General features: G+C 61.4%; 14 protein-coding genes. 11 read left to right on the forward strand and 3 right to left on the reverse strand.

What is annotated here, in order from left to right; all coding sequences use genetic code 11:
* The gene (locus FHW68_RS06885) at positions 1-1428 is read left to right on the forward strand and encodes a cbb3-type cytochrome c oxidase subunit I (protein WP_095631820.1); all 1428 of its coding nucleotides are present in this window, start codon (positions 1-3) and stop codon (positions 1426-1428) included.
* Between the two features lie 78 nt (positions 1429-1506).
* Positions 1507-3348: a nitric oxide reductase activation protein NorD gene (locus FHW68_RS06890; protein ID WP_183679525.1), complete on the forward strand. Its 1842-nt coding sequence runs from the start codon at positions 1507-1509 to the stop codon at positions 3346-3348.
* Positions 3349-3546: 198 nt separating this feature from the next.
* On the opposite strand, the gene FHW68_RS06895 is transcribed toward FHW68_RS06890, so the two are convergent.
* Positions 3547-3741, reverse strand: coding sequence for a protein DnrP (locus FHW68_RS06895; RefSeq protein ID WP_183679527.1), 195 nt, complete (start codon positions 3739-3741; stop codon positions 3547-3549).
* Positions 3738-4421, reverse strand: a complete 684-nt coding sequence (locus FHW68_RS06900; protein WP_008075049.1) for a Crp/Fnr family transcriptional regulator — start codon at positions 4419-4421, stop codon at positions 3738-3740. Before FHW68_RS06900 ends, FHW68_RS06895 begins: the two co-directional genes overlap by 4 nt.
* A gap of 602 nt (positions 4422-5023) precedes the next feature.
* Here FHW68_RS06900 and FHW68_RS06905 point away from each other — a divergent pair.
* Both FHW68_RS06905 and FHW68_RS06910 read left to right on the forward strand, forming a co-directional pair.
* Positions 5024-6214, forward strand: coding sequence for an NnrS family protein (locus FHW68_RS06905; protein ID WP_095631825.1), 1191 nt, complete (start codon positions 5024-5026; stop codon positions 6212-6214).
* Between the two features lie 28 nt (positions 6215-6242).
* Positions 6243-6680 carry a hypothetical protein gene (locus tag FHW68_RS06910; RefSeq protein WP_095631826.1) on the forward strand — a complete coding sequence of 146 codons (438 nt, stop codon included), beginning with the start codon at positions 6243-6245 and terminating at the stop codon, positions 6678-6680.
* A gap of 75 nt (positions 6681-6755) precedes the next feature.
* On the opposite strand, the gene ytfE is transcribed toward FHW68_RS06910, so the two are convergent.
* On the reverse strand, positions 6756-7430 hold the full coding sequence (gene ytfE, locus FHW68_RS06915) for an iron-sulfur cluster repair protein YtfE (protein WP_183679529.1): 675 nt from the start codon (positions 7428-7430) through the stop codon (positions 6756-6758).
* 154 nt (positions 7431-7584) lie between these two features.
* Here ytfE and norR point away from each other — a divergent pair, with 154 nt between their 5' ends.
* From norR to FHW68_RS06950, 7 genes are all read left to right on the forward strand, one after another.
* A complete protein-coding gene (gene norR / locus FHW68_RS06920) occupies positions 7585-9114 on the forward strand; it encodes a nitric oxide reductase transcriptional regulator NorR (protein WP_183679531.1) in 1530 nt (509 codons plus the stop codon).
* Between the two features lie 78 nt (positions 9115-9192).
* Positions 9193-9840 carry a pyridoxamine 5'-phosphate oxidase gene (gene pdxH, locus FHW68_RS06925; RefSeq protein WP_183679534.1) on the forward strand — a complete coding sequence of 216 codons (648 nt, stop codon included), beginning with the start codon at positions 9193-9195 and terminating at the stop codon, positions 9838-9840.
* A 225-nt stretch (positions 9841-10065) separates the two neighbouring features.
* Positions 10066-10620 carry a molybdenum cofactor biosynthesis protein B gene (moaB, locus tag FHW68_RS06930; protein WP_183679536.1) on the forward strand — a complete coding sequence of 185 codons (555 nt, stop codon included), beginning with the start codon at positions 10066-10068 and terminating at the stop codon, positions 10618-10620.
* Positions 10617-11852, forward strand: coding sequence for a gephyrin-like molybdotransferase Glp (gene glp, locus FHW68_RS06935; protein ID WP_183679538.1), 1236 nt, complete (start codon positions 10617-10619; stop codon positions 11850-11852). The genes moaB and glp overlap by 4 nt, the downstream gene beginning before the upstream one ends.
* A 192-nt stretch (positions 11853-12044) precedes the next feature.
* A complete protein-coding gene (locus FHW68_RS06940) occupies positions 12045-13040 on the forward strand; it encodes a peptidase U32 family protein (protein WP_183679540.1) in 996 nt (331 codons plus the stop codon).
* A gap of 10 nt (positions 13041-13050) precedes the next feature.
* Positions 13051-13941, forward strand: a complete 891-nt coding sequence (locus FHW68_RS06945) for a U32 family peptidase (protein ID WP_183679542.1) — start codon at positions 13051-13053, stop codon at positions 13939-13941.
* The gene (locus tag FHW68_RS06950) at positions 13935-14402 is read left to right on the forward strand and encodes an SCP2 domain-containing protein (protein ID WP_183679544.1); all 468 of its coding nucleotides are present in this window, start codon (positions 13935-13937) and stop codon (positions 14400-14402) included. The genes FHW68_RS06945 and FHW68_RS06950 overlap by 7 nt, the downstream gene beginning before the upstream one ends.
* Positions 14403-14780 lie beyond the last annotated feature (378 nt).

The following is a 14780-nucleotide window of genomic DNA, read 5'->3' on the forward strand; positions in this document are numbered from 1 at the left end:
ATGAGCATGGCTAATCCGCATCTGAAATTCGCCTCGCAAGCCGTGGCCAAACCGTACTTCGTGTTCGCCCTGATGCTGTTTCTCGGTCAGGTGCTGTTCGGTTTGATCATGGGTGTGCAGTACGTGGTGGGCGACTTTCTGTTCCCGATCATTCCCTTCAACGTGGCGCGGATGGTGCACACCAACCTGCTGATCGTCTGGCTGCTGTTCGGCTTCATGGGCGCTGCCTATTACCTGATTCCGGAAGAGGCCGACCGTGAACTGCACAGTCCGAAGCTGGCGATCATTCTGTTCTGGGTATTCGCCGCCGCGGGCGTGCTGACGATCCTCGGCTATCTGCTGGTGCCTTATGCAGGCCTGGCCAAACTGACCCACAACGAGTTGCTGCCAACCATGGGCCGGGAGTTCCTGGAGCAGCCGACCATCACCAAGATGGGCATTGTGGTGGTGTGCCTGGGCTTTCTCTATAACATCGGCATGACCCTGCTCAAAGGTCGCAAGACCACCGTCAGCATGGTGATGATGACCGGGCTGATCGGCCTGGCGGTGTTCTTCCTGTTCTCCTTCTACAACCCCGGCAACCTGGCCCGCGACAAGTTCTACTGGTGGTGGGTGGTGCATCTTTGGGTGGAAGGCGTGTGGGAACTGATCATGGGGTCGATGCTCGCTTTTGTCCTGATCAAGATCACCGGTGTCGACCGGGAAGTGGTGGAGAAATGGCTGTACGTGATCATCGCCATGGCGCTGATTACCGGGATCATCGGCACCGGTCACCACTTCTTCTGGATTGGTGCGCCTGAGGTCTGGTTGTGGGTCGGCTCGATTTTCTCCGCATTCGAACCGCTGCCGTTCCTGGCCATGGTGATCTTCGCCTTCAGCATGGTGAAGAACCGTCGCCGGCAACACCCGAACCGCGCCGCCACCCTGTGGGCCAAGGGCACCACCGTCACTGCGTTCTTCGGTGCGGGTGTCTGGGGTTTTCTGCACACCCTGGCACCGGTCAACTTCTACACCCACGGTTCGCAACTGACGGCGGCTCACGGTCACCTGGCCTTCTACGGTGCTTACGCAATGATCGTGATGACCTTGATCAGCTACGCCATGCCGCGTTTACGCGGGCTGGGTGAAGCCGCTGACGAGCGTTCGCAGACTTTTGAAATCTGGGGCTTCTGGTTGATGACCCTGTCGATGGTGATGATCACGCTGTTCCTTACCGCTGCCGGTGTCGTCCAGGTTTACCTGCAACGCTGGCAGGCCGACGGAATCGCGTTGCCGTTCATGTCCACGGTCGAACATTTGCAGGTGCTGTTCTGGGCACGTCTGGGCGCCGGTCTCGGCTTCTTCGCCGGCTTGCTCTGTTACCTGCTCAGCTTCAGGCAACGTGGCCGCGCCGCCTTGCGCGCCCCGGCTGCGGTTGTACCTTCATGAGCGGGTGCAATGGCTAGAAAAGGTCGGCCCGGCTGATACAGCGGGCCGTTTTTTTGGTTTCCAGCAAGGGCAAGCATCATGGCATTTACCGTCGAACTGGAAGAGTGGGTAGGCAGTGTCTGGCATCGTTTCATCATCCGGCGTGCCAGCCCGGACTTCCCTGAAGCGCGGGTTGAACTGGCCAGCCAGCAACGCCCGCTGGCGCTGTTGTTTCGCGCCATGGGCGGCGCCAATGGCATCGGTGTGGAAGCGGCCAGCGACCGCGATCTGCTGCTGCGCCGAAATGTGTTGCAGCAGATCGCCGGCACCTGCAAACAAGTGCCGTTGGCGTGGTGTGACGCGAATAATTTGCGGCTGCCATCGAGCCTGGCGGTGTTCCCTGAAGTCGCCCTGAACGAGGAACTTTATCGCTGGCTCGCCTTGCTGGCGGCACAGGCCGGGCCGATGCGCCACTGGGGGCGGGACAATCAACGCTGGACGCAGCAGCTGTTGCAACGCTATCCCGCGTTGCGTGCTCGTTACAAACGACTGGTCGATGGGCATCTGCAATTGCGCCCCGATCCGGCCTCGTTGAACCCCAGCGAAGCCGCACTGGAACGGGCGCTGCGCCAGGCGCTGCGCGAACCGGGCAGTGTCGAGCATTTCCCCCGCAGCGAACGGGCCGCATGGCCGCTGCCGCTGTGGTTGTATCCGCCGCAAAACCTCGCCAGCCCGCAGGCTGCGGATCTGGGCGATGAATCCGAAGAGTCGCTGACCACGCTGCCCGGCGAACAGAAAAGCGGGCGTAAACGCGCAACACGGATCGATGAAAGCACCCGCGATGGCGGGCTGTTGGTGGTGCGCCTGGAAAACCTGTTCAGCTGGACCGAGCACGTGGATCTGGATCGCTGGTCGGACGACAGCGAAGACCCGGACGCCGCCCGAGTCGCCGATGATCTGGATGAACTGACCCTGTCGCGCACCCGTCTGCGCAAGGGCGGCGGCCTTAAGCTGCACCTGGATCTGCCACCGGCCGATGTCGACGATATTCCCCTCGGCGAGGGCATCAAGTTGCCGGAGTGGGACTACCGCAAACAACAGATGCAGGACAGTTTCGTCAACCTGCAAATGATGGTACCCCGTGACTGTGAGGCGCAGCCGTTGCCCTCGCGATTGAAAGCTTCGGCGCACCGCTTGCGGCGCCAGTTCGAGCACCTGCGCAACGACCGCCAATGGTTACGCCAGCAACCCCAGGGCTCTGAGCTGGACATGCAGGCCTGGCTGGATTTTCACGTTGAGCGCGAGCATGGCCAGTGTGCCGAACGGGGTCTGTTCATGGAGCAACGGCAGACCCGCCGCGACCTGGCGTGCCTGTTGCTGGCCGACGTGTCGATGTCCACCGATGCCCACCTGAACGATGAGCATCGAGTGATTGATGTCATCCGCGACAGCCTGCTGCTGTTCGGCGAAACCTTGTCGGTGTTGGGCGATGATTTCGCCCTGTACGGGTTTTCCTCGCTGCGCCGTCAGCAAGTACGCATGCAGGAACTCAAGGCGTTCACCCAGCGTTATGACGACACCACCCGAGGTCGCATTCAAGGGCTCAAGCCGGGGTATTACACGCGCATGGGCGCCGCCATTCGACAGGCCACGCAACTATTGGGCACGAGCAAGCGGCGCAGCAAACTGTTGCTGCTGCTCACGGATGGCAAACCGAATGATCTGGACCTGTATGAAGGGCGCTACGGTGTCGAAGACACCCGCGAGGCGGTGCTGCAGGCGCGGCGTCAGGGGCTGACGCCGTTCTGTATCACGATCGATCGCGAGGCCGGGGATTACCTGCCGTACATGTTCGGTGCCAATGGCTACACCTTGATCCGTCAGCCCGAACAATTACCGCTGCGCTTGCCGCAGTTGTACCGCCAGCTGACTCAACTGTGATGTCCTTGACCACCTGCGTCCTTGTAGCAGCTGGCGCAGCCTGCGTTCGGCTGCGAAGCAGTCGTAAAACCATTCACTGCGGTGTTTCAGTAGTACCGTGGGCTCAGGATTACGACTGCTTCGCAGCCGAACGCAGCCTTCGGCAGCTGCTACAGGGACGCAGGCTGCGCCAGCTGCTACAGGGGATATGTGCGGTCTTCAACTGCGCGGCAGCCAGAAAAACATCGTCACGCAGAAGATCGTGAGGCCAACGCAGAACCACATGAATCGACGCTGGCGACGTTCTTCGGCATGTTCGGCCAGTACCGGCAGGGGCATGCCGCATTGGCGGCACTCGATCTTTTGTGGTGGGTTGGCGTGTTGGCAATACAGGCAGACAGGCATGGCACTCACTCGAACTGTTCCAGGCGCAGGCGATCAAGAATGGCGATCTGGCGGCCGTCCTGAGTGATGATGTTTTCATCGATCAAGCGGCGAATGATCCGCGAAAAGGTTTCCGGCTGGATCGACAGATGCCCGGCAATCAATTGCTTGGCCATCGGCAGCTCGAATTGGCTGTCAACGGTTTGCTGGCGCACCAGTTGCGTCAGCAGATAACGCACGACCCGGTGGGTGGCGTTTTTCAGCGACAGGGTTTCGATTTCATTGACCCGTTGATGCAAGCGAACGCAGAGCTTGCCCAGCAGTGCAAAGGTCAGCCGACTGTTGCTCTGCAGCAGGCGCATGTAAGTGCTGTTGGATAACCGGTAGAGCTGGGTAGGGCAGATCGCTTCGGCAGAGGCCACATAGTTCGGGGTGTCCATCAGCATCATCGCCTCGGCGAAGGTTTGCCGATCGCTGATGACCTCGAACACTTTCTCCTGCCCATCGGGGGTCAGCCGGTAGATTTTCACCGCGCCGGCAATGATGAAATAGAACGAATCGGCCGGCTCACCTTGACGAAACAACGGCTCGCCTTTGTCGATGCTCAACAAGTGGCTGGTACTCATCAATTCATCCAGCTGTTCTTCATTCAACGGCTCGAACAAGTGATGACTGCGCAGAATCTGGTGATGGACGCGATGAAGCACCATGGGAATTCATCCTGAAGACAGAGAAGGGAGGACAGGTCAGACGAGAACCAGGGAAACGCCACTGGCCAGGGCCAGGATCGAGGTCAACACAACAAACCAGGCCAGTGGCTGGATGACTTTTTTCATGACGACTCCGGGTAATCGAAAGGGATCCAGGATTTTTGAAAGGTTGCCCATGCAGAGCAAGACGCGGGCCAGGCTTGGAGAGCCTTGTTTATGGGGGTTCTCAAGCATGAGGGTAAAAAAGACTATGCTCTGCAGGGTGTAAATAACCCTGAAATGGTCATTTTTACCCTGGCAACCGATCACTTCTGTGGCGAGGGGGCTTGCCCCCGTTCGGCTGCGCAGCAGTCGTAAACCGGCAGATGGGTTCTATCTGACGCGCCGCGGGTGCTGATCCTGGGAGCGCTTCGCACTCCAACGGGGGCAAGCCCCCTCGCCACGGGGCCATCATTCTCCCGGTCCAGGCATCGGGGCACGTCCTTTGCACACTTGATCTGCGACAACGGCAAGGAATCGGTAATACCCGATGATTGCCCTGGATTTACCTCGGCGCCTGCGGGTGGGCGCAAAGGTCGGCAACAAGGTAGAGGAGTGGTTTTATGCAAGTGCTTGACCGCCGTAAAGCGATGGCCATCACGCCGCTGTTTCGGCTGGCCTTTCGGCCGTTTTTCCTCGCCGGCTGCCTGTTGGCGGTGCTGGCCGTTCCGCTGTGGCTGGTCGCTTTTAGTGGTTCGATGTCCGACTGGCAACCGGCAGGCGGTTGGCTGGGCTGGCATCGGCATGAATTGCTGTTCGGGTTCGGCTTGGCGATTATCGCGGGCTTTCTGCTGACGGCCGTGCAGACCTGGACCGGTCGCCCCGGCCTCAGCGGCAAACCGTTGGCCGCTCTGACGCTGCTGTGGTTATTGGCGCGAGTGGCTTGGCTGGCCAACGCGCCGTGGCCGTTGCTCGCGGTGCTGGAACTGGCGTTCCCGTTGGCGGTGGCGGTGCTCATGGGTTTCACCTTGTGGAAGGTGCGGCAGAAACGTAACTACCCGATTGTGGTGGTCTTGCTGTTGTTGGCCGTGGCCGACGGGTTGTCCTTGTACGGCCTGGTCGAGGGGCATGAAGGCTGGCAGCGCCAGGGTGTGCTGAGCGGCATCTGGCTGGTGGCGGCGATGATGGGGTTGATTGGTGGGCGGGTGATTCCGTTCTTCACCCAGCGTGGCCTTGGCCGGGTCGAAGGCGTTGCCGCCTGGCCCTGGCTGGATAGATTGCTGTTGGTGGGCTCGCCGCTGGTGGCGTTGTTATATGCCGCAGGACCTGCGCTCAACCCCACTGTCTGGGTGGGCCTGTTGTTCGCGGTGCTGGCGGCGGGGCATCTGGTGCGACTGGTGCGCTGGCATGACCGGGCACTCTGGCACGTACCGTTGCTGTGGTCGCTGCACCTGGCTTATGGCTGGCTGGCGGTGGCGTGTCTCGGGATGGCGCTGTGGCATTTCGGCGTGCCGATCAATCCGAGCCTGGCGGTGCATTGCCTGACCATCGGGGCCATGGGCGGCCTGGTGTTGGCGATGATTGCGCGGGTCAGCCTGGGGCATACCGGCCGTGCGCTGGAGCCGCCGTCGGGCATGACCCTGGCGTTCATCTTGCTCAACCTGGCGTGCCTGAGTCGGGTCGTGTTGGTCGAGTTCTTTCCTTTGCCGGCATTGTGGCTGGCGGGTCTTTGCTGGGCGCTGGCGTTTGCGCTGTATGCCTGGCGTTATGGGCCGATGCTGTTGCGGGCCCGGGTCGACGGTCATCCGGGATGAGCACGCGAACTGACAGAGGCTGGCGCTGATGTATCCCTTTTTACTGGTCACGCATTTGCTGGCAGCGATTGCTTTCATCGGCACGCTGTTTTTCGAGGTGGTCATCTGGCATCGCGCGCGCCAGCGGTTGGTGGATACTGCGCAAACCACGGCCGATCAGGCGATTGCCATGCGTTCGCGCAAGGTGCTGCATGGTGTGGTGTTGCTGTTGTATGGCGCCGGCATTGGCCTGGCGTGGCAGTACCGGGGCGCATTGAGTCAGCCGCTGGCCAGCAGTTTTGGCACGTTGCTGAGCCTCAAGATCCTGTTGGCCCTGAGCATCATCGGTCATTACTTGCTGCTGGCTTATTGGCTGACCCATGCGCGCCTGACCGTGACTCGCGCCAGCTGGATTCGCCGCAGCATTCTCGGGCACATGGTATTGATCGTGATCCTGGCCAAGGCGATGTTCTATTGGCACGGTTGATCATGAGCGGTCCCGGATAAACCAGACCCGCGTCAACCGGTAGGCTGCCGCGGGTAGGCGGTGACTGGCGATCGATCAATGACGAGGGTTGAGGGCATTGATGAACAACACGTTGTTTTCCAGATGGATGTGCTGCATCAAGTCATCTTTGAATTCCTGCAGCCCGCGATAGAGGGCGCGCCAAGTGTTACAGGCATCGGCAGGCGGGATGATGTCATTGGTCAGGGCGAGTATTTTCTCCAGTGCTTCGCCATGTTGATCATGTTCGAAGCGCAGCACCTGGATCGGCGGAACCGCATGAGCACCGATGCCTTGTTGCAGCATCGGGAACAGCACCTGTTCTTCCTTGAGCATGTGGCCTTCGAGCTCTTGCTGCATGTCGGTCAAAAGATCGGCCAGGCCGTTGGGGCAGCTGCTGCGCGCGCCATGGACCTGCTCGACGCGGCGGGCCAGGCGGATCAGCTCCGGCAGTTGCTCGCGGTGTCGGGCGTGGTAGCGCGTCAGAAGGTGGGCGATCAGCAGTCCCAAAGGTTCGTTACGCCAGTCGTGCTGGGTTTCGCCGGCGTCTTGCAGAATGTTCAGGGCGTCGGCAATGAGGACCGGATCGAGGTTTTTGCCAAGGGCCGCTTCACGCAGGCTTTTATGCCCGCCGCAACAGAAGTCCAGTTTGAAGGTGTGGAAGATCCGGGTGGCACCGGGAATGTCGCAGGCCAGTTGGCCGAGGCTTTGTTCCAATAGGGTCTGGCTCATCAGGGTTCCTTGTTTGGGTTTCAACGGTTTCCCAGGCTCATTGCATCCGACGTGCCATATTCAACTGATTGAAAAACATCGGTTATTTTTTAGTTGTGGTGATACAAACCCCGATGCTTCAGGGTGAAACCAACCATAGAGGGTGATTACTACCATGCTGCGAGAAAGCCTGGCAGCCGACCTGATCGTCGAGTTGCCCAATGCCGTGCGGTTGCAACGATTGGTCCAGACCCTGCGCGAATACTTCAACAGTGGCGCCGTGGGCTTGTTGCGTCTGGATGACGACAGCCTCAGGCCGGTGGCGACGGTGGGGCTGGTTCATGAAGCGTTGGGGCGCCGCTTCGTCATTGCCCAGCATCCTCGGCTGGCGGCAATCATGGCGTCGCGCGAGCCGACCTGGTTCGAACCCGACAGTCGCTTGCCCGACCCTTACGACGGCTTGCTCGACAACCACATCGGCGAGCCGCTGCCGGTGCATGACTGCATGGGCGTGAGCCTGTATGTCGAGGGGCGGATCTGGGGCGCGATCACCCTCGATGCGCTGCACGCCGGGACCTTCGACAGCCGGGCGCGGGAAGAGCTCAAACGCTGCACCTTGCAGATCGAAGCCGCTGTGCGGGTCACCCGGCTCGAGCAGGAAAACCGCAGCTTGCGCCTGTCCCGCAGCGATCCCCAGGATTTGCGAATGCCGGTCGAGGAGGGCGAGATCCTGGGGCAGAGTGAGGTGTTGCATCAGTTGCTCAATGAGCTGGATGTACTGGCCGACTCCGATCTGCCGGTGTTGCTGTTGGGCGAGACCGGGGTCGGCAAAGAGTTGTTCGCCCGGCGTTTGCATCGTCTTTCAAGGCGCCACCACAAACCGCTGATACACGTTAACTGCGCCGCTTTGCCGGAGTCGCTGGCGGAGAGTGAGTTGTTCGGCCATGTCAAAGGCGCCTTCTCCGGCGCCACCAGTGACCGTGCCGGACGCTTCGATGCCGCCAATGGAGGCACGCTGTTTCTCGATGAAGTCGGAGAGCTGCCCTTGAGCGTGCAAGCGAAGTTACTGCGCACCCTGCAGAACGGCGAGATCCAGCGCCTCGGCGCCGACAAGCCGTTGCACGTGGATGTGCGCATCATCGCCGCCACCAACCGGCACCTGCCGGACAGCATCCGCGATGGCTTGTTTCGCGCCGATCTGTATCACCGGCTTTCGGTGTACCCGGTGCCGATTCCGCCCCTGCGCGAGCGCGGTAATGACGTGTTGATGCTCGCCGGGCATTTCCTTGAACTCAATCGGGCGCGGCTTGGCCTGCGTGGTTTGCGCCTGTCGCCGGCGGCGGAACGCGCGCTGCTGTTTTATACCTGGCCGGGCAATGTGCGTGAACTGGAACACGTAATCAGCCGGGCGGCGTTGAAGCAGCTCAGTCGCGGTACGAGTCGCGCGTTGATCATGACGCTGGAGCCTGAAATTCTCGATCTCGACAGCGCGATGGCGGCATCGGGGGCGGCGGTCGAGCCATCCCTGGACGTTACCGTTGATCTGCCGTTCCAGCCCTTGGGCGAAGCCGTTGACGATTACCAGCGCAAGAAAATCCTCCAGGCCCTGAGCCTGTCCGGGGAAAACTGGGCCAGCGCCGCGCGGATTCTGGAAGTCGATCCCAGCAACCTGCACAAACTGGCGCGGCGGCTGCGTCTCAAGTAGGCGACAGTGTTGATGGCGGTCAAGGTGGCCTTGCGCAGTGCCTCGCACACTGCGTAAAACCTTCTGGAGATTACCGCCATGCCCCTGTCCCTGGCCCAAATGCGCCGCAACTACACCCTCAATGGCCTGCGAGAGGAGGCGGCGCTGGACGATCCGCTGGCAATGTTCCGCCAGTGGCTGCAGCAGGCCCGCGACACCGAGTGCGCACCTGTCGAGGCCAACAGCATGGTGCTGGCGACGGTCGACCCTGAAGGACGGCCCCACTGTCGGGTTCTGCTGCTCAAGGGCTTGAGCGATGAAGGTTTTACTTTTTTCGGCAATTACCAGAGCGACAAGGGTCAACAACTGGTCGCCAATCCCTATGCGGCGATGACGTTTTTCTGGCCGGGACTGGAGCGTCAGGTGCGAATCGAAGGGCAGGTGTCCAGGCTCGATCCGGCGTTGTCGGATGCATATTTCGATTCCCGTTCCATGGCCAGTCGCCTGGGCGCCTGGGCTTCACCGCAAAGCCGTCCGCTGGCCGATCGCGCGGCGCTGGAAGCCATGCTGGCTGACACCATCAAGCGCTTCGTTGGCCAGGCCGTCTCGCGTCCCCAACATTGGGGCGGCTACTGCTTGCGCCCTGAGCGTCTGGAGTTCTGGCAGGGGCGGGCCGACCGCTTGCATGACCGTCTCGACTACCGGTTGCGTGATGGGCTGTGGCAGCGAAACCGGTTGGCGCCTTGAACACGATGGGGACAGTGTGGGAGCGGGCTTGCCCGCGAAGGCGTCATTTCAGTCAATACATGTGTTGAGTCGAGTATCGCCATCGCGGGCAAGCCCGCTCCCACAGGTTTTGTGCCGGCACATTCTTTCTATGTCCCTGACGAGGTACCTCCTTGGAGGAATAGGCTCGCTCGCCATTCCGGTTCAGGCTTCGGGCCATACCCTCATCTACGGGAAGACCTGGATATGGCCCATCTGGCGCAACGCACGTTTGAACCCCTGAACATTGCCGTACTGACCATCAGCGATACACGCACCTTTGACACCGACACGTCGGGGCAGACCCTGACGGATTTGCTGCAAACAGCCGGGCATGTGCTGATCGATCGTGAGCTGGTCAAGGACGACATTTATCAGATCCGCGCCACCGTTTCCCGGTGGATCGCCGATTCCACGGTGCAAGTGGTGCTGATGACCGGCGGCACCGGTTTCACCGCTCGCGACAACACCCCGCAAGCGGTCTTGCCATTGCTGGACAAACATGTGGAAGGCTTCGGCGAGTTGTTCCGCCAGGTGTCTCTGGAGGAAATCGGCATGTCCAGCCTGCAGTCCCGGGCATTGGCCGGCATGAGTAACGGCGTACTGGTGTGCTGCGTTCCAGGCTCGCCGGGTGCCTGCCGGACGGCCTGGAACAAGATCCTGCTCGAACAACTGGACAGTCGCACCGGCCCATGCAATTTCGCCCCTCATCTGAAACCGCAAGCGCAGCGGGTCATCGACGCCTGCGGGACACGCTCATGACCGGCCGGGTGTGCGACCTCGGCAACCTGATGCCGGTGGACGAGGCCATCAGCCGTCTGCTGGACCAGGCACCGCCGCCGCCCCTGGCGCAAAGGGTTCGTCTGGATCAAGCCATGGGGCGAGTACTGGCGGCGGACATTCATTCCCCGGTGAACCTGCCGGCCTGGGACAACAGTGCCATGGACGGCTATGCCTTCAGGGCGGCTGACCTGCCCCAGGCGGGTGGCTGTTTATCGATTGGCGGGCGCATTGCGGCGGGGGATCAAGCGTGCGCGCCCTTGCTCGCGCAGCAAGCGGTGCAGATCTTTACCGGCGCGCCATTGCCACCGGGCGCCGATACCGTCGTGCCGCAAGAGCGCTGCCGGGTCGAGGGCGAGCGCGTCTGGTTGCCGTCGGTGTCCGCGGGCGATCACGTGCGCAAGGAGGGTGAGGAAGTTCGCCGCGGGGATCTGTTGCTCAAGGCCGGCAAACGCCTGCGCGCACAAGAGCTGGGGTTGTTGGCCGGTGCCGGGATTGCGCGGGTCGAGGTCTATCGACCGTTGCAGGTGTGCCTGCTCAGCAGCGGTAATGAACTGCGTGAGCCGGGCGATCCGTTGGCGCCGGGGCAGATTTACAACAGCAACCGGTATTGCCTCGCCGCTTTGTTGCGCGGCTGGGGCGTCGAAGTGCACGACTATGGCGTCATGGTCGATGAGTTGGCGGCCAGCCGGCATGCGTTGAGCCTGGCGTCTTCGGAATGCGACTTGCTGTTGAGTTCCGGTGGCGTGTCAGTGGGCGAGGAAGATCACCTCAAACAGGCTATCGAGGAACTGGGCAACGTCGATTTCTGGCGGCTGGCCATTCAGCCGGGCAAGCCATTGGTCTTTGGTGAAGTGGCCGGCAAACCCTGGATCGGCATGCCGGGAAATCCTTCGGCGGCGTTGATTACCGCGCTGGTGGTGGTACGTCCGTTCCTGCTCAGGGCCCAAGGCGTGACTGACGTACTGCCGGTGCCCTTGGCCGTGCCCGCCGGGTTCGACTGGTTGCAGCGTAACAAGCGTCGGCAGTACCTGCGGGCTCGATTGACGCCCGGTGCCGACGGCCAGTTGAGCGTGGAACTGCACCCTCAGCAAAGCTCGGCCATGTTGACCGCCGCATGCTGGGCCGATGGGCTGGCGGTGATCGAGTGCGAGCAGCAAGTGCTCAAGCACGACAACGTGATGTTCCTGTCCTTCGCCGACCTGATGCAATGATGGCAATTGATTGCCGTCAAGGCCATGCCTGCCGGTCTCGCTAGACTGTGTGGCGAGGGAGCTTGCTCCCGCTGGGTCGCGAAGCGGCCCTGTTATTTAGGCCTGCTGCGCAGTCCAGCGCGAGCACGCCACAAGCGCATTCCAACCATGACTGATTAGGCCCCGGACTGCGTTTTTTCATGAGGATTACCCATGCAACTGGTCTGCCCGGCAGGGAACCTGCCTGCGCTTAAAGCGGCGGTGCGTCAAGGCGCCGATGCCGTCTACGTTGGCTTTCGCGATGACACCAACGCCCGGCATTTCTCGGGGCTGAACATGGACGACAAGCAGTTCGACGCCGCGGTCGCCCATATCCGTCAGCATCAACGCAAACTCTACGTCGCGGTCAACACATACCCGCAACCCAAGGGCTGGGAGCGCTGGCAGCGGGCGGTGGATCGTGCCGCTGATTTCGGCGTCGATGCGCTTATCGCCGCCGACCCCGGAGTGCTCGACTACGCCAGTCAGCGCCATCCGCAACTGGCGTTGCACCTGTCGGTCCAGGGCTCGGCGACCCATGCCGCCGCGCTGGAGTTTTATGCGCAGCGCTATGGCATTCGCCGCGCGGTGCTGCCGCGGGTGTTGTCATTGGCGCAAGTACGCCAGGTCGCTGCCAGCAGCCCGGTGCCCATCGAAGTGTTTGGTTTCGGCAGCTTGTGCATCATGGCCGAAGGGCGTTGCCATCTGTCTTCCTACATCACCGGCGAGTCGCCCAACCTGTGCGGTGTCTGTTCGCCCGCCAAAGCGGTGCGCTGGAGCGAGGACACCGAAGGCTTGAGCGCGCGCCTCAGCGAAGTGCTGATCGATCGCTACACCCCTGACGAGCCGGCCGGTTACCCGACCTTGTGCAAGGGCCGTTTCCTGGTCGGCGGCAAACGCTTTCATGCGCTGGAAGAACCCACCAGCCTCGACACCCTGGACTTGCTGCCGGAGCTGACGGCCATCGGCGTCGAAGCCGTGAAAATCGAAGGCCGCCAACGCAGCCCGGCCTATGTCGAACAAGTCACTCGTGTCTGGCGCGCGGCACTGGACGCCCATCGTGGCGCGCCGGGCAGTTTTCGGGTCAAGGAGGAATGGCGTCAGGTGCTGGCCGGTTTGTCCGAAGGCAGTCAGACCACCTTGGGTGCTTATCATCGATCATGGCAATGAGGGATTGGACATGAAACTCAGCCTGGGACCGGTCCTGTTCTATTGGGACAAGGAACAACTCAGCCACTTTTACGCCGAGATGTCGGCCTTGCCCCTGGATGTGATTTACCTGGGGGAAACCGTGTGTTCGAAACGTCGGGCTTTTTCATTGGATCAATGGCTGGGGCTAGGCCGTGAGTTGCAGGAATGCAGCCACGCGCAGTTGGTGCTTTCCAGCCTTACGCTGATCGAAGCGGCGTCCGAGATCTCCAGCCTGCGTCGGCTATGCGACAACGGCCAATTGCTGGTGGAAGCCAACGACATGGGCGCGGTGCATTTCCTGGCCGAACGCAAGTTGCCGTTCGTGGGCGGCCCGGCCCTCAATCTGTACAACGGACACTCATTGGCGCAACTGCTCGACAGCGGCATGACTCGCTGGGTGCCGCCGGTGGAATGTTCGGCGGCGCTGATTGCCGATGTGATCGGGCAGGTGCGCGAACTGGGCCGTGCAGTGCCGGAAGTTGAAATCTTTGCGTATGGGCATTTGCCGTTGGCCTATTCGGCCCGCTGCTTTACGGCCCGGGCGGAAAACCGGCCCAAGGATGACTGCCAGTTTTGCTGCATCAACTACCCCGACGGCCTGGCGCTGACCAGTCAGGAAGGGCAGGCGCTGTTCACCCTCAATGGTATTCAGACAATGTCGGCCGAGGTGACCAATCTGCTGGCCGATTACTCCGGCCTGGTGGCCTGCGGTGCCGATCTGTTGCGCTTGAGCCCTCGTGCTCAGGGCATGGTCGAGGTGATCGCGGCCTATCAGCGGGTTCGTCTGGGTGAGACACCGCCGCTGTTCGTCGAAGGGTGCAATGGTTATTGGCATGGCCAGGCCGGAATGTTGCGTGTCGAGGAGGTCGGCCTGTGTTGAATCGAAAAAAGTGGCTGTTGAAAGGTGCCGACCGGGTGTTGCCGCTGGTGCGCCGAGTGCCTTTTGCCGTGCAGCGGCTGGCGTTGCAACAGGCGCTGAACCGCTGCCTCGCCGGGCCGTTGCGTGATGGTGAGTTTGAAGTTTTACGTGGGCGTTGGTTGTGCTTGCGGATTCCGGATCTGGGGTTGTCCTGGTATCTGACGCTCAGTGGTAAAGGGTTGCGGATTGCCGAGCAGGCCGTGGCGCATGTGACGATCAGTGGCAACTGGCGGGAGTTTTTACTGTTGGCGAGTCGTCAGGAGGATCCGGATACGCTGTTCTTTCGCCGGCGTTTGGTGATTGAGGGTGATACGGAGTTGGGGCTGACGTTGAAGAATCTGATCGACAGTCTGGATCCTGATGTGTTGCCTGTTTGGTTGTGGCGCAATCTGGAGCGGGCGGGGAAGGGGTTGGCGGCCTGATAGGCGACCTGTTTTTCGGTCGGAGTACATATCCATTTCTGCGGTAACGGCGGCTTTGGGTTCCGCCCTTACGGCGGGTCACTTTGGAAAAGCGCCAAAGTAACCAAAACGCTTTTGCCCCTGACGTACGGTGCCTCGCCCAGGCTCGGCATGCCCTCGCTCCGGTCCTGCTCCGTGGGCCCGCCGCCATCGGCCATCCATGGCCGGGGGCGGCTAACCCGGCATCCATGCCGGGTTGCCCACTGCGCAGAACCTGCGCTCGGCCTTCCGACGGGGCAGATCAAGATCAAAAGCCAAAGCAAAGCCAAAGCAAAGCAAAGCAAAGCCACGGAAGCCGTTCCCACACTGATCGTTCCCACGCTCCGCGTGGGAATGCCG

Origin of the sequence: Pseudomonas sp. Tn43, from assembly GCF_014192635.1 — a bacterium.
Classification (GTDB): domain Bacteria; phylum Pseudomonadota; class Gammaproteobacteria; order Pseudomonadales; family Pseudomonadaceae; genus Aquipseudomonas.